Annotated in this window: 13 protein-coding genes; 7 read left to right on the top strand and 6 right to left on the bottom strand. The window is 60.8% G+C overall.

Annotated features, from left to right (window positions below):
• Nucleotides 1–24 precede the first annotated feature (24 nt).
• The 3 genes from lysA to argH form a co-directional block, all read right to left on the bottom strand.
• Nucleotides 25–1,269: a diaminopimelate decarboxylase gene (lysA, locus tag KT71_RS18315; RefSeq protein ID WP_008293838.1), complete on the bottom strand. Its 1,245-nt coding sequence runs from the start codon at nt 1,267–1,269 to the stop codon at nt 25–27.
• Between the two features lie 6 nt (nt 1,270–1,275).
• Nucleotides 1,276–1,476, bottom strand: a complete 201-nt coding sequence (gene lptM / locus KT71_RS21500; protein ID WP_040362503.1) for an LPS translocon maturation chaperone LptM — start codon at nt 1,474–1,476, stop codon at nt 1,276–1,278.
• A 104-nt stretch (nt 1,477–1,580) separates the two neighbouring features.
• Nucleotides 1,581–2,978, bottom strand: a complete 1,398-nt coding sequence (gene argH / locus KT71_RS18305) for an argininosuccinate lyase (protein WP_023660334.1) — start codon at nt 2,976–2,978, stop codon at nt 1,581–1,583.
• A 157-nt stretch (nt 2,979–3,135) separates the two neighbouring features.
• Here argH and KT71_RS18300 point away from each other — a divergent pair, with 157 nt between their 5' ends.
• From KT71_RS18300 to KT71_RS18275, 6 genes are read left to right on the top strand one after another with little or no spacing between them, the layout of a single operon-like run.
• The gene (locus tag KT71_RS18300) at nt 3,136–4,206 is read left to right on the top strand and encodes a sensor histidine kinase (RefSeq protein WP_008293840.1); all 1,071 of its coding nucleotides are present in this window, start codon (nt 3,136–3,138) and stop codon (nt 4,204–4,206) included.
• Nucleotides 4,203–4,940, top strand: coding sequence for a LytR/AlgR family response regulator transcription factor (locus tag KT71_RS18295; RefSeq protein ID WP_008293841.1), 738 nt, complete (start codon nt 4,203–4,205; stop codon nt 4,938–4,940). The genes KT71_RS18300 and KT71_RS18295 overlap by 4 nt, the downstream gene beginning before the upstream one ends.
• A gap of 52 nt (nt 4,941–4,992) precedes the next feature.
• Entirely contained in the window at nt 4,993–5,919 is a 927-nt protein-coding gene (gene hemC / locus KT71_RS18290) for a hydroxymethylbilane synthase (RefSeq protein WP_008293842.1), read from the top strand.
• A complete protein-coding gene (locus KT71_RS18285; protein WP_008293843.1) occupies nt 5,909–6,694 on the top strand; it encodes a uroporphyrinogen-III synthase in 786 nt (261 codons plus the stop codon). The genes hemC and KT71_RS18285 overlap by 11 nt, the downstream gene beginning before the upstream one ends.
• Nucleotides 6,691–8,022 (top strand): uroporphyrinogen-III C-methyltransferase, encoded by a 1,332-nt coding sequence (locus KT71_RS18280; RefSeq protein WP_008293844.1) that lies wholly within the window; start codon nt 6,691–6,693, stop codon nt 8,020–8,022. Before KT71_RS18285 ends, KT71_RS18280 begins: the two co-directional genes overlap by 4 nt.
• A 4-nt stretch (nt 8,023–8,026) precedes the next feature.
• Nucleotides 8,027–9,286, top strand: coding sequence for a heme biosynthesis HemY N-terminal domain-containing protein (locus KT71_RS18275; RefSeq protein WP_023660333.1), 1,260 nt, complete (start codon nt 8,027–8,029; stop codon nt 9,284–9,286).
• A gap of 141 nt (nt 9,287–9,427) precedes the next feature.
• Here KT71_RS18275 and ubiD read toward each other — a convergent pair whose 3' ends face one another.
• From ubiD to trxA, 3 genes are all read right to left on the bottom strand, one after another.
• Nucleotides 9,428–10,939 (bottom strand): 4-hydroxy-3-polyprenylbenzoate decarboxylase, encoded by a 1,512-nt coding sequence (ubiD, locus tag KT71_RS18270; protein WP_008293846.1) that lies wholly within the window; start codon nt 10,937–10,939, stop codon nt 9,428–9,430.
• Nucleotides 10,940–10,954: 15 nt separating this feature from the next.
• Nucleotides 10,955–12,223 carry a transcription termination factor Rho gene (rho, locus tag KT71_RS18265; RefSeq protein WP_008293847.1) on the bottom strand — a complete coding sequence of 423 codons (1,269 nt, stop codon included), beginning with the start codon at nt 12,221–12,223 and terminating at the stop codon, nt 10,955–10,957.
• A gap of 592 nt (nt 12,224–12,815) precedes the next feature.
• On the bottom strand, nt 12,816–13,145 hold the full coding sequence (gene trxA / locus KT71_RS18260) for a thioredoxin TrxA (protein WP_008293848.1): 330 nt from the start codon (nt 13,143–13,145) through the stop codon (nt 12,816–12,818).
• Nucleotides 13,146–13,301: 156 nt separating this feature from the next.
• Between trxA and KT71_RS18255 the strand changes: the two genes are divergently transcribed.
• Nucleotides 13,302–15,446 carry a dihydrolipoyl dehydrogenase family protein gene (locus KT71_RS18255; protein WP_008293849.1) on the top strand — a complete coding sequence of 715 codons (2,145 nt, stop codon included), beginning with the start codon at nt 13,302–13,304 and terminating at the stop codon, nt 15,444–15,446.
• Nucleotides 15,447–15,449 lie beyond the last annotated feature (3 nt).

The raw sequence follows: 15,449 nt of genomic DNA, 5'->3' as shown, positions 1-15,449 counted from the left end.
AGTGTTGTGGTCCCGCTGGTGGATCTACTGGCGCAGGCGGTGTTCACCGCGGAGCAGATCCCCGATGCTTTCCCGCTCCCGAACGAGCTGCGAGCTGCTGCCATCAATCATAACTTCTGCAGCGCGAGGGCGTGTGTTGTAGTTGGAGCTCATAACAAAGCCGTAGGCACCCGCACCGTGGATGGCGAGGAGGGTGCCCGGCGCCAATGCCAGATCGCGATCCTTGCCCAGGAAGTCGCCGGTCTCGCAGACGGGGCCCACAATATTCCAGGTTCGGATGGGCTCCTCGCTGGGGGCCGTTGTCTGAATATCCACCCAGGCCTGGTAGAGCGCTGGTCGGATGAAATCGTTCATGGCGGCATCCACCAGGGCGAAGCTGTGCGCATCCGTCTCCTTGGTGTAATGCACGCGGGTGAGTAGCACCCCCGCATTGGCAACGATGGAGCGCCCGGGTTCGAACACCAGGCACAGCTTCCGGTCGCCCAGGGCCTTGCGCACCGCGGCAATGTAGTCGGCGATGGCGGGAGGCTCTTCATCTTTGTAGCGCACACCGATGCCGCCACCGAGATCCAGGTGATGAATGCGGATGCCCTCGGCTTCCAGGGTATCGACCATCACTAACAGCTGCCGCAATGACTCCAGCAGGGGCGCCATATCGGTGAGTTGAGAACCGATGTGGCAGTCCAGGCCGATCACGTCGATGTTGGGCAGGGTTTTGCCATGGCGTAGCAGCTTCATGGCAACATCCGTGGCGACGCCGAACTTGTTTTCCCGAAGACCAGTGGAGATGTAGGGGTGAGTGCCCGCATCCACATCGGGATTGACCCGCACGGACACGGGAGCGCGTTTGCCAAGGGCCGCGGCAACCTCCTGTAACACCTCAAGCTCTGCCTCGGACTCGACGTTGAAGCAACGGATACCCAGCTCCAGGGCGCGGTGCATTTCTTCCCGCCGTTTGACGACCCCGGAGAACACCACCTTCCCCGGATCGCCGCCTGCAGCGAGAACTCGCTCCAACTCGCCGACGGATACGATGTCAAAGCCCGCCCCCTGGCGGGCCAGCGTGTCGAGGACCGCCAGATTGGAATTCGCTTTAACGGCGTAGCACACCAGATGCTCGCAGCCCGAGAGCGCATCATGGTACTCCGCCAGGGCGGCCTCCATAGCGGCTCGGGAATACAGGTAGCAGGGCGTGCCGTACTCTTCTGCCAGCGTTTCGCAGTCCAGTTCCTCGGCAAAAAGCCGCCCCTCGCGGTAGGAAAATCCCATAGACCTCTAGTCTCCCGATCCGCTTGGTCCCGCGAGGGAGCTGCCGTGGTTTGATGAGGCCATCTGTGCAGCCAACTGTGCGGTCTGGGGTTCCTCAGGCTGCGGCTGGTAGAGCGCGCCCATCTGCCCACAGCCCGTCAGGGCCAGGAATGCAGCGATTATGGCTATGCTTGATGGGATGAACCCTGTTCGGGAGACCTGTCTCATTTGCCGCGGGGGTATCAATGGAGCTTTCCTGTTTGTAGGTGGTTTGCGTGTGTGGAGCGCTGACAAAACGCGAAGGGGGAGAGTATAAACGCCCCCTGCCATGCCTAGCGACTCTCGAGACGCGTTGCCGCATCCGTGGCGGCGGATGTCACCTGTGCGGGTGCCGTACCTCCCAGGTGATCCCGCGCTGCCACGGAGCCCTCCACAGTCAGCACATCGAATACATCCTCACCAATGAGTTCGCTGAAACTCTGCAACCTGTCCAGGGACATGTCCGCAAGATCCGTTTCCAGGCGCACCCCCTCGGCCACGGCCTTTCCCACGACCTCGTGGGCATCGCGAAACGGCAGGCCCTTGCGCACCAGGTAATCGGCAAGATCTGTGGCGGTGGCAAAGCCCGCCCGGGCCGCTTCCCGGAGACGCGCCTCCCGGGGTTTGATGTGCGGCACCATGTCGCCAAAGGCGCGCAGGCAATCCAGCACGGTGTCGATGCAGTCAAAGAGCGGCTCTTTGTCTTCCTGATTGTCTTTGTTGTACGCCAGGGGCTGCGATTTCATTAAGGTCAGCAGAGCCACCAGGTGACCGTTTACCCGCCCCGTCTTCCCTCGTACCAGCTCGGGTACATCGGGGTTCTTCTTCTGAGGCATGATGGATGAACCGGTGCAGAAACGGTCCGGCAGCTCCACAAACTGAAACTGCGCCGAAGTCCAGAGCACCAGCTCCTCGCTCATGCGGGAGAGGTGGGTGAGGATCAGGGCCGAGGCCGCTGTGAACTCGATGGCAAAGTCTCTGTCGGACACGGAATCCAGAGAATTCCGTGTGGGCTGGTCAAAGCCCAGGGCATCAGAGGTGCGCGCGCGATCAATGGGGAATGTCGTGCCCGCCAGGGCCGCAGCCCCCAGGGGACACTGGTTCATGCGCGCGCGGCAGTCCTCGAGACGACCGTAGTCCCGTTCGAGCATCTCATTCCAGGCCAGCATATGGTGCCCGAAGGTGACGGGCTGCGCGCCCTGGAGGTGGGTGAAGCCCGGCATTACTGTCGCCGCATGGGTGTGAGCCAGGCCCACCAATCCCTTTTGCAGTCGTGTGAGCTCTTCGCAGATAGCGTCGATGGCATCGCGGAGATACAGGCGTATGTCCGTCGCCACCTGATCATTGCGTGAGCGTCCGGTGTGCAGCTTCTTCCCGGCATCACCGATGAGGGCCGTGAGACGCGCCTCGATGTTCATGTGCACGTCTTCCCGTTCAACGGACCAGGGAAAATCGCCGTTGTTGATTTCCTCCTGCACCCGGGCGAGACCCTCGACAATCGCCTCGTGCTCCTCGGCACTCAGAATACCTGCACCCGTGAGCATCTGGGCGTGCGCCAGGGAGCCGCGGATATCCTGTGCAGCCATCCTCTGGTCGAAACTTACGGAGGCGGTAAACCGCTGCACGAAGCTGTCTGTGGCCTCGGTGAAACGGCCGCCCCAAAGGCTGGCATTGTCGCTCTGGTCCGACATAGTCTGGATGTTCCTGTAGCTGGAGTGTTCCCCGGGGCCGCTGCTTGTCCCGGCTTGAGAGGCGTGCAAGTATATCAGCGCATAAAGGGAGTTTTCCCGCGTTCCCAGACCGTTTGTTTCCGCGCGGCTGGCGATCGTTACTGTTTGGAGGTCTAGCATGCAGCACCCGGGCCCCCCAGCGTCCGATGAGGTCTCCTCGCGCGAGGACGGCTTTTTCATCCCGGATCTTTGCGCGCCCCCCGCGGTGTTTCTGGCCGTGCTCCTTGCGGAACTGGTGGTGCTACTGCATGTGCTTGCCCTGGGACCCCTGGCGGCCTTTGACTGGCGGGCCCTGGGCACGGGGTCATTTTTTGTGCAGTGGAATACTCTCCTGTGCATCGCCCTGATTTGCCGTTTGCGTCAGCGCCTGCTGCCCATGACACCGGCCACGGCAACCGCCGTATGCCTGGGGCTGGTGCTGGTGGTGAGCGCCCTGTCCAGTATTCTCGTGTACCGCTTCTATCCTTTACTGGGGCCTCAAATCGGCGGGCTCTCTGACTGGGTACTGCGCAACGCACTGCTCGCTCTGATTCTGGCGGCGACGGTGCTGCGCTATGCCTATCTTCAGCAGCGTGTGGCCTTTCAGCAGCGAAGTGAACTGCAGCTGCGTCTCGATGCGCTGCGGGCGCGCATCCGTCCCCACTTTTTGTTTAATACCTTAAACAGTATCGCCAGCCTCATTGCCGTGCAGCCGGATCTAGCTGAACAGGCTATCGAGGACGTCGCGGAGCTGTTTCGTGCGGCCTTGTCGTCGGGAGATCGCGATAGCAGCCTCAGGGAGGAATGCCATCTCTGCGAACTCTATCTGAAGATTGAGCAGCTGCGGCTGGGGGATCGCCTTGCCGTGGAGTGGGAGATAGATCCCGCACTCAAAGAGGTGGCACTGCCCGCCCTGTTGCTCCAGCCACTGGTGGAGAACGCGGTGTATCACGGGATTTCCCAGCTCCCTAAAGGAGGCAAGGTCAGTATCCGCGCCTGGCGTGAGCCTTCGGTGCTCCATGTCGAAGTGCAGAACCCGCTGCCCCAGGGCGCGGCGAATCGCTCGGGCGGGAACCGCATGGCCCTGGATAACATCCGGCAGCGCCTGGATGCGCAATACGGTACCGCAGCGTCGCTCACGGTAGGTGCCCGGGAGAGCGATTACTGTGCGCGCATCAGTATTCCCCTCGAAGGGAGGCTGGCATTGTGAAGATTCTCGTTGTAGACGACGAACCTCTGGCCCGGCAAAGACTCCTGCGTCTGCTGCAGCGACTGCGACCCGAGGCCCGGTGCTTTGAAGCGGATAACGGGCGTTCAGCCCTGACCCTGGTGCGCGCCGAGCAGCCGCAGATTGTGTTGCTGGATATTCGTATGCCGGAAATGGACGGGGTCGAAGTGGCGGGTCATCTCCTTGATGAGCCCGCGGCGCCGGCGGTGATTTTTTGCACTGCCTACGATGAGTACGCCCTGGCCGCGCTTCAGCATCATGCCATCGCCTATTTATTGAAGCCCGTGCGAGAGAAGGAGCTTGAAGGCGCGCTCAAGGCGGCGGTGCGGGTGAACCGTGCCCAGCTGGATTCTCTCGGCTTTTCCGGTGCTGGTGCCGGTGCTGGCGCCGGACGGGAGGAGGTCGTCAGCGCCGGGCATCGCGGGATCGAAACCCTGCCCGTGGCGGATGTCCGATGCTTTCTCGCAGAGGATAAGTACGTGCGCGCCTGCGCGCCCTCCGGCGATATTCTGTTGAGCGAGTCCCTCAAGGAGCTGGAACAGGAGTTCGAGGCCCGGTTTTTGCGCGTGCATCGCAATGCGCTGGTGGCCCGCGCTCATATCTCCCGCCTCCTTCGATCCGATGATGGCTGGGTGGTGGAACTCAAAGATGTGAGTCCGCGGCCCCAGGTGAGCCGGCGGCATCTCAGCGAGATTAAGGCCGCATTGACGGGGTGAGTCTCGCTGCCCGAATGCTATGATTGGCTTTTTTTGGCCCTGTTGAGTTTCCATGCCTGCTGACGTCGTAATTGCTACCCGAGAAAGTCCCCTTGCCCTCTGGCAAGCCTATTTTGTCCGTGACACGCTGCTGGAGACCCATCCCGGCATAACCGTCGAGCTCCTGGGTATGACCAGCCGTGGCGATCAGATTCTGGATGTTCCCCTGGCCAAGGTGGGTGGTAAGGGCTTGTTTGTCAAAGAGCTGGAAACCGCACTCCTGGACGGTCGGGCGCACATCGCGGTGCACTCCATGAAAGATGTCCCCATGGAGTTCCCCGAGGGTTTGGAGCTTGCGGTGATCTGCGAGCGCGAAGAGCCCGCGGACGCGTTTGTCAGCAACCGTTATGAGAATCTCGATGCCCTGCCCGCCGGTGCCATCGTCGGCACCTCCAGTCTCCGCCGCGAGTGCCAGCTTCGCGCCAATCGTCCGGATCTCGAAGTGCGTTTTTTGCGGGGCAATGTGAACACCCGTCTCCGAAAGCTCGACGAGGGCGAGTACGACGCCGTTATTCTTGCCTGCGCAGGGCTCATCCGTCTGGAGATGGGAGAGCGCATCCGCGCGCGCATCCCCGTGACGGACTCCCTGCCCGCGGGAGGGCAGGGTGCCGTGGGCATCGAAATTCGTAGTGATGACAGCGCGACGCGAAAGCTCCTCGAGCCGCTTCACCACGGTCCCACGGCGGAGCGTGTCCTGGCCGAGCGGGCTTTGAATCGCCGCCTCCAGGGTGGCTGCGAAGTGCCCATCGCCTCCTATGCCGTCCACGAGGGGGACGAGCTATGGCTGAGGGGGCTCGTGGGGCGACCCGACGGCAGCCATACGCTTCGAGCGGACGCCCGGGGCAGCAGGGAGGAACCTGAGGCCCTGGGTATCGCCGTAGCCGACTCCCTCCTCGAGGCCGGGGCGGCAGAGATTCTCGCCGAGGTTTATGACCGCTGAGCAGCGGGTACTGGTTACCCGCCCCGCCGGGCAGGCGGATAGCTTGATAGGCGCGCTTTCGGACGCGGGCTTTGTACCTCTCCATCTGCCCATGTTGCAGATAGAACCCCTGGATCCCCTACCGGGTGCCCAGCGTCAACGTCTGATGGATCTGGACCGTTACGCCCACGTGATCTTTGTCAGCGCCAATGCCGCGCGCCTGGGCGTGGAGCGCATCCGGGACTACTGGCCGCAGCTCCCCCAGGGACAGCTGTACTGGGCAGTAGGTAAGAGTACCGCCCTGTGCCTTGAAGCCGAGGGACTGGATGTGCGGCGACCGGAACGGGATATGAGCAGTGAAGGTCTCCTGGCAATGCCCGGGCTGGCTGAACTGCAGTCCCAGCGCGTGCTTATCGTTAAAGGAGAAGGGGGTCGCAAATTTCTCGAGGTAAAGCTCCGGGAACGCGGTGCCGAGGTAGACTCCCTGGCCTGTTATCGACGGGACTACGCCGCCCACGATCGCCAGGCGTGCCGGGACCTGCTGGGGGATCACGATTTGGCCCTGATTCTTGTCAGCAGCGGGGAGGGATTGGAGCGTCTGACAAGTTTGCTTCAACCTGAGGAACACACTAACTTAGCGATGACTACCTTATTGGTACCGTCGCAGCGCGTCGCGGAGCAGGCACTCGGCCTGGGTTGGACACATGTCGAGTGCGCGGAAAATGCGTCCGACGCTGCCATGCTCGCAGCGGCGACAGCATGGCGCACAGCGCATCTGGGGGAGACACAGCATTGAGCGATGAGAAGAATCAGGGCGAGAAGCACAGCGACGAGCAGAACGAAGTCGCAGCCGAGGCTACGGGCGTAAACAGTCCGGGGCCGGCAGATGGCTCCGCCTCAGCGACACCCGCCCCGCAGCCCAAACCCGCCAGTCCCGATCCCACGGTCATTGCGGCAGCCGCAGTGCCGGCCGACAAGAGCACCCAGCGCTCGGGCTCCGCGCCCATTGCCTGGTTGGCTCTGCTCCTGGTGCTGTTTATGGCGGTGGGCGTCTTTTACCTGTTTACGGATATGCAGCGTCGTGAAGCCGTTTTGCTCCAGCGCGTGCAGGGCCTGGAGTCCGTCTCCGGTCAGGATGTCACGACCTTTGATCAGATGCGCGACAACCTGCAGCGAAAGATTGAGCTTGAAATGGAGGGTGTGCAGGCCAGCCAGGCGCGCGCCGAGGAAGACCTTCGGCGGGCACTGGCGGCCCAGCAACAGACCCTGGAAACGCAGCAGCGGCAAGTGAGCCGTCTCGAGTCAACGGCGAACGAGGCTGCGGGCAGCGTTAAACGCTTGGTGGAAGAACAGCTCAGCAACCTCCAGCGTTCCCTGAGGGAACAGCAGCAGCTTATCAGCGACCTTACCGTCGAGGACCGGGAAAGCTGGCAGATCGCCGAAGTCCAGTATCTTCTCCGCCTCGCCAACCAACGCCTGATCATGACCGGCGACACGGAATCGGCAGAAGCGCTGTTGCGCAGTGCGGACAATATTCTGCGGGGCCTCGATGACGCCGACCTCGTCAAGCTACGCTCAGCCGTGGCTGCCGACATCGCGGCTCTCCAGGCCGTGCCCAAGCTGGATATCCAGGGCCTGTACCTGCGCCTTGATGCCCTTATACGCCAGACCGACGCTCTGGTGCTTTTTGAGCTCCCCAATCAACGGGTTGAGATTGAACCGGTGACCGCCGAAGACTGGCAGACGCGGCTGTCCCAGGGCTATGAGATGGCCATAGAGAAGCTGTCCGAGTACATCGTCGTGAGTCGCCGTGATGTGCCCGTGGAGGCTCTCATGGATCCCCAATACGAAGGCCTGGTTCGGCAGAATATGCGCATGCTCCTGGAGCAGGCGCAGGTGGCCATGCTGTCAGGGAACGAGCTGCTGTTTCGCCAGAGCCTGGAGCGGGCCGAGGGCTGGGTAACGCAGTTTTTCAAAGCTGACGAGCAGGCTGCGGTCGCCATGGCTGAGGATTTGCGGCTTATCCGCGACGAGCGTGTTTCCGTCGAGCTGCCGGATCTTAATAATTCACTCACGGCGCTGGACTCCGCGGTGCGGGCCCGCCTCGCCCGGAACGGAAACTAGCGCCATGGGCGGCTTATTTTTAGTTGCGTTGCTGGCCCTGGTGGCCGGCGTTGGAATTGTCGCGCTCATCGAGACCGAGCCCGGCTATCTTCTTATCGCCTACGGTGGCTATACCGTCGAGACCAGCTTCTGGGTGGGAATCCTCCTCATCGCGACGGTGGTCCTGCTGCTCTACGCCTCCCTGCGTTTTCTGCATCGCCTCATCACGAGTCCGGCGAACGTGCTGAATTGGGCCGGGGAGCGACGTTTGCGTCAGTCGGCCCGCCTGACGGGGCGCGGCACGATCAACTTTATTGAGGGCAACTGGGCGAAGTCCCGGAAGCAGCTCCTTCGCGGTGCCAAATACAGCGAGTCGCCCCTCCTCAATTACCTGATGGCGGCCCGCGCCAGCTATCGCCTCCAGGAGCCCGAGGCGATGAGCCGCCAGCTCATGCAGGCCGCCGAGAGTGATTTAGAAGCGGTGATTGCCGTGGATCTCACCCAGGCGGAGTTGCAACTCAACGACCGGCAGTACGAGAAAGCCCTGAGAACCCTCGAGACGGCGAAGAAGAATCCCGGCAAGCACCCCCAGGTTCTGCATCTGCTGTGCCGGGTCTACGATGGCCTCGGTGATATCGAAGCGATGCTCGATCTGTTGCCCCTCCTTCGCAAGTATCGGATCGGCGGCGCCCTTGAGCTTGATGATCTGGAGGCAAAGATTCACCACGACCTCCTGGAGCAGGCAGCCGTGACCGGCGACACGGAGCTACTCAAATCGCGCTGGAAAAAGTATCCGGGGCGGCTTGTGGACGAGGAATCGGTGCAGCTTCATTACCTGTCGGCCTTGTTGCGATGCGACGAGGTCACCATCGTGGAGCGGGAGATTGAGCGTCGTCTGAAGAAAAACTGGAAGCCTGCGCTCGTCAGCCTTTACGGTCGCATCAATCGAGAGACGGCTCAAAAACAGCTGGCGACGGCGGAGACCTGGTTGCGCAAGCACGATAAAGACCCTGAGCTGCTCCTCTGTCTCGGGCGTCTTGCCATGGTGGAGCGCCAGTGGGCCAAAGCGCGGGATTATCTTGAGCGCAGTTATGCCGCCAATGCCAGCGAAGAGGCCTGCCTCGAGCTGGGCCGCCTTCTGACCGCTGTGGGAGATCACGCAAGTGCGGCTGAGATGTTCCGCGTGGGCACAGGCTTGCGCACGAATCCCTTGCCCGAGCTGCCCCAGCCCGACGATGTGGTCTCCGATAGTCTCCCCGAGAGCCGTCGCCTGAGTAGTGAATGAGTAGTGAATAAAGACGACGCTGCGCCAAAAAGCTAAACAGCTGCGCCGGAAAGTTAAAGCAGGGAAAGAAGGGAAAGAAGGGAAAGCAGAGAAAAACGGCGGCGCGGGACATCAGCGTGCCGCACTTTAGTGCCGGTCGTATTAGCGCCGCCGGGGCGCTGCGTCGATGCCGATACCGAGATCGTCCCACATGGCTTCCACGCGCTCGCTCACGGCCTCATCCATGCGGATAGGCTCGCCCCACTCGCGGTCCGTTTCTCCTTCCCACTTGTTCGTGGCGTCAAAACCGACCTTGGACCCGAGGCCCGCCACCGGTGAGGCAAAGTCCAGGTAGTCGATGGGCGTGTTGTCCACAAAAACGCTGTCGCGCCGGGGATCCATGCGCGTAGTCATGGCCCAGATCACATCCTGCCAGTTGCGCACGTCCACATCTTCGTCCGTGACGATGATGAACTTGGTGTACATGAACTGGCGCAAAAAACTCCAGATGCCCAACATCACCCGCTTCGCATGACCCGGATATTCCTTGCGCATGCTCACCACCGCCATGCGATAGGAACAGCCCTCGGGGGGTAGGTAAAAATCCACAATCTCGGGGAACTGCTTGATGAGCAGGGGAACGAACACTTCATTGAGAGCAACACCGAGGATGGCCGGCTCATCCGGTGGCCGTCCCGTATAGGTGCTGTGATAAATGGGCGCTTCTCGGCTCGTGATTGCCGTCACGGTAAACACCGGAAAGCGTTCGACTTCGTTGTAATAGCCGGTGTGATCACCAAAGGGGCCTTCGTCGGCTTCTTCCGAGGGATCCAGATAGCCCTCGAGAATAAACTCCGCCGTCGCCGGCACCTGTAAATCATTGGCCTTACAAAGGGGTGTAATGCACTCCGACAGCTCGGTCTTCGCGCCGCGGAGGAGGCCGGCAAAAGCGTACTCCGACAGGGCGTCGGGCACCGGCGTCACGGCGCCAAGGGTCGTGGCAGGATCCGCCCCCAGTGCCAGGGCAACGGGGTAGGGCTCTCCCGGACGTTTGATCTGCCAGTCGCGGTAATCCAGAGCGCCCCCCCGATGAGAGAGCCAGCGCATGATCAGCTTGTTGCGACCAATGAGCTGCATGCGGTAAATGCCCAGATTCTGGCGGCTTTTGTTGGGGCCCCGGGTGATCACCAGGGGCCAGGTGACCAGCGGTCCCGCATCACCGGGCCAGCAGGTTTGGATGGGCAGATCGTAGAGATTCACGTCGTCACCCTCGCGCACATGGGTGCGACAGGGCGCGTTGCGGATCACCTTGGGTCCCATGTCCAGGACCTTGCGGAGTAGGGGCGCCTTTTCCCAGAGCTCTTTCATGCCCTTGGGAGGATCCGGTTGCTTGAGGTAGGCGAGGAGCTCGCCAATCTCCCGCAGCGCTGCGACGCTGTCTGCGCCCATTCCCAGGGCAACGCGCTCCTCCGTGCCGAAGAGATTTGCAAGCACGGGGATGCTGTGGCCTTTTGGGTTTTCGAAGAGGAGAGCGGGGCCGCGGGCGCGCAGGGTGCGGTCCGCGATCTCGGTCATTTCGAGGTTGGGGTCGACCTCGCGCGTGATGCGTACAAGCTCGCCCCGGGACTCAAGCTCCGCGATAAAATCGCGAAGATCACTGTAGCGCGCAGCCATAAGGTCGTTTCAGCGCTACTTGCGCTTCATGGACATAAAGAACTCTTCGTTGGTCTTGGTGTCTTTGAGCCGATCGAGAAGGAATTCCACCGCAGGCAGATCTTCCATGCCGTGAAGCAGCTTGCGCAGGATCCACATACGCTGCAGTTCTTCTTCACCGGTGAGCTTCTCCTCGCGACGGGTGCCGGAGCGGCGGATATTGATCGCGGGATAGATGCGTTTTTCGGCAATTTTCCGGTCAAGGTGCAATTCCATATTGCCCGTGCCCTTAAATTCCTCGTAGATCACCTCGTCCATCTTCGACCCGGTATCGACCAGCGCCGTGGCGATGATAGAGAGGCTGCCACCTTCCTCGATGTTTCGCGCAGCACCGAAGAAACGCTTGGGACGTTCCAATGCATGGGCATCGACACCACCGGTCAGTACCTTGCCGGAACTGGGTATCACGGTGTTGTAGGCCCGTGCGAGGCGCGTGATGGAGTCCAGAAGAATCACCACATCCCGTTTGTGCTCCACCAGACGTTTGGCCTTTTCGATGACCATGTCCGCCACCTGCACGTGCCGCGAGGGGGGTTCATCAAAGGTGGAGGCTACGACTTCAGCGCCGCGGATACCCACGGATCGCTGCATTTCTGTCACTTCTTCCGGGCGCTCGTCGATGAGCAGCACAATCATGTAGGTTTCGGGGTTGTTGCTCAGAATCGCCTGGGCGATGTTCTGCATCATGATGGTCTTACCCGCCTTTGGCGGTGCGACCAGCAATCCCCGTTGGCCCTTACCAATGGGCGCAACCAGGTCAATGATGCGTCCCGTGAGATCCTCGGTGCTGCCATTGCCCTTCTCGAGAGTCAGGCGCTCCTCCGGGAACAGTGGTGTCAGGTTCTCAAAGAGGATCTTGCTCTTGGAGTTTTCCGGCCGGCTGAAGTTGACCTCGCCGATCTTCAGAAGGGCAAAGTAGCGCTCGCTGTCCTTCGGGGGGCGAATCTTGCCGGTGATGGTGTCACCGGTGCGCAGGTTAAAACGGCGAATCTGGCTGGGTGACACATAGATGTCGTCGGGTCCCGCCAGGTAGGAGCTGTCGGCGGAGCGCAAAAAGCCAAAGCCATCCTGAAGAATCTCCAGAACGCCATCGCCGTAAATATCCTCGCCGCCCTTGGCGTGGCGCTTTAGGATCGAGAAGATGATGTCCTGCTTGCGCGATCGCGCAAGGTTGTCCAGGCCAATGCTCGACGCGATATCAATGAGTTCCTGGGTGGACTTGGTTTTCAGGTCCGTCAGGTTCATGGGCTCTGCCGGGCGGTAACCCTCAGGCAGCGGCTGCTGTTTGTTGTTATTGCGCTTTCCCCGACCCTGGGATCGGTTGCGCGGCGGCTTGTTCGACCCATCTCCCTGACCCGACTCCCTGCCCTGGGAATTCTTGGCATTTGCGTCGCCGGCGGGCTCTGACCCATCGGCCGCGTCGGCGGCATCAGCTTTCGCTGCTACGGGAGCATCCGTCTGCGCTTCATTGGTGGCATTGCTTTGCCCGCTATTTTGCCCGCCGTTCTGCCCGTCACCCTGTGTGTCATTGGGTGCGGGGGCGTCGGCAGGAGTTTGCGATTCGGTTTCTATTTGGGATGTGCTAGACAAGGTAGATGAGCCAGAGAGAATAGGTTAATGGGTTCGCCGGTACCCGGACTCTTGGGGCTATTAACGCTTCTTTAGCTTGCCTGAAGCGCTGCTAAGCGGAAGAGACAGAGGGGTGGCGGGGTTATTATGGTCGCGCGGGGCCGCGCAGACAGAAAGAAAGTAGCACGCTCCAGAATGGAGGTCTAGCGCTTTTTATCGTGATGCCGGGGAAAAACAGAGCCCCGCCAGAGCTGGCGGGGCCTCGCCATCAGGCGATGCTTTCGTTCACGAATTCAACGAGTTGCGATTTTGATAGCGCGCCGACCTTGGTGGCCTCGGCATTGCCATCCTTAAACAGGATAAGGGTGGGGATACCGCGAATGCCGAATTTACCGGGAACTTCGGGGTTGGCATCGACGTCTACTTTGCAGACTTTCAGCTTGCCCGCAAACTCGCCGGCGAGTTCATCCAGCACCGGGGCAATCATTTTGCAGGGACCGCACCACTCTGCCCAAAAATCGACCAGAACAGGTACGTCGCTGCTCAGCACATCTTGCTCGAAGCTTGCGTCGCTGACGTGCACAATAGCGTCACTCATGTTGTCTCTCCATTCAGTAATTGGTTCGTATACGGGTGATTCTATCGTGGAGATTGGGGTGAGGGGCAAATATTCAAGCTTTGCGCGACGACTCTTTGTGTCAGCATCGTAAATCGGGACCGTTCCCGGCAGCTCAGACAAAAGGAAGCAGTGGCGATGGCGGCAGGTAAATCAGTCAAGATAGGGATTCTCGCGTTGGTGCTTGGGGGCTTTTTTGCTTTCTGGTACTTCGATGTGCAGTCGCTGCTCAGTTTTGAGGCGCTGCGGGGGCGCAGCGAGGATCTTGAGGCCCTGCGCGATGCCAATCCTCTGATGATCGCGACGGTCTTCTTTGCTCTCTATGTCGCGGTCACCGGTTTGTCACTCCCCGGTGCTGCCATCATGACTCTGGCCGGGGGCGCAATCTTCGGCTTCTGGACCGCTTTACTATTGGTGTCCTTCGCCAGCTCTCTCGGGGCAACCCTTGCGTTTCTGGTGTCGCGTCTGCTTCTGCGTGACTGGGTGCAGACACGCTTTCGCAGGCAGCTGAAGGCTCTTAATACAGGTTTTTCCCGGGACGGTGCTTTCTACCTGTTTTCCCTGCGTCTGGTACCGGTGTTCCCCTTCTTCGTGATTAATCTGATTTCGGGTCTGTTGCCGATCAGTACCCTGCGTTTCTACTGGGTTTCCCAGCTGGGAATGCTCCCGGCGACCGCCGTCTACATCAATGCGGGCACCCAGCTTGGCCAGCTTGAAAGTCCGGCGGGTATTTTGTCTCCCGAGCTTCTGGGGTCCTTCGTGCTTCTCGCGGTGTTTCCCTTTATCGCCCGGGCGCTGTTGAACCGCATCAAGGCGCGGCGGCAACTGGCACGTTTTACCAAGCCCAAAAAGTTCGACACGAACCTGGTGGTCATTGGTGCGGGGTCCGCGGGACTGGTGTCATCGCTTATTGCTGCGACGCTCAAGGCAAAGGTCACGCTGATAGAACGCCACAAGATGGGCGGGGACTGTCTGAATACGGGCTGCGTGCCCAGCAAGGCGATTCTGCGCAGTGCCCACGTCGCTGAGGAAATGCGCCGGGCGCCGGAGTTCGGCCTCGCCCCCGTAGAGGTTTCCGTTAACTTTCCGGCGGTGATGGAGCGGGTACAGGCAAAGATTGCGGCCATTGAGCCCCACGACTCCGTAGAGCGCTTTACGTCCCTGGGTGTGGATTGCGTTGCGGGGGATGCAAAGATCGTGTCTCCCTGGGAAGTAGAGGTGAACGGCGAGCGAATTTCCTCCCGGCACATCGTGATTGCGAGCGGCGCCCGAGCCCGGGTTCCGGATATCACGGGTCTTGAGGATCTTGATTACCTGACCTCAGATACTCTGTGGGACATTCGTGAGCTTCCCCGCCGGTTTATGGTCCTGGGCGCAGGCCCTATTGGCTGTGAGCTGGCACAGGCCATGGCCAGTCTGGGGTCAGAGGTTACCCTGGTCACCCACGCGTCGCGGATTATGCCCCGGGAGGATGAGGACGCCTCGAGTCTGGTACATGCGCGTCTGGAGAAGAAAGGGGTCAAGATTCTCACGAACTGCGAGCCCCAGTCTTTTGCCCGCACGGAGAGCTGTCAGACGGCGCAATGCCTGCAGAACGGTGAGGCCCTGGCTCTGGAGTTTGATCGCTTGCTGCTGGCGGTAGGTCGCACGCCCAATATCGAGGGTATGGGACTTGAGGAACTGGGCATCGGCACAACGGATCGAGGCACCATCGAGGTCGATGATTACCTGCAAACGGTGATCCCCACGATTTTTGCCTGCGGTGACATCGTAGGACCCTATCAATTTACCCACGTTGCCAGTCATCAGGCCTGGTTTGCGACGGTGAATGCGCTCCTTGGCCATCTGAAACGCTTCCGCGTGGACTACTCCGTGATTCCCTGGGCTACTTTCACCAGCCCCGAGGTCGCTCGCGTGGGGCTGAGCGAAGACGAGGCGAAAGCTCAGGATGTGGACTACGAGGTGACGCGCTACGGCATCGATGATCTGGATCGGGCCATCGCAGACAGCGAAGACGAGGGTTTTGTCAAAGTCCTCACGGAACCCGGTCGTGATCGGATTCTTGGCGCGACCATCGTCAGCGCCCACGCGGGGGACTTGATCCCCGAGTTTGTCCTGGCCATGAAGCATGGTCTGGGGCTCAACAAAATCCTCAGCACCATCCATATTTATCCAACCATGGGTGAAGCCAATCGCTTTCTCGCCGGGGAATGGAAAAAAGCCCGCAAGCCCGAGAAGGTTCTGGCGTGGTTGGAGCGCTATCAGACCTGGCGTCGGGGGTAGCCT

It is taken from the genome of Congregibacter litoralis KT71 (assembly GCF_000153125.2).
Classification (GTDB): domain Bacteria; phylum Pseudomonadota; class Gammaproteobacteria; order Pseudomonadales; family Halieaceae; genus Congregibacter; species Congregibacter litoralis.
This window is presented reverse-complemented; position numbering and strand designations above follow the sequence as displayed.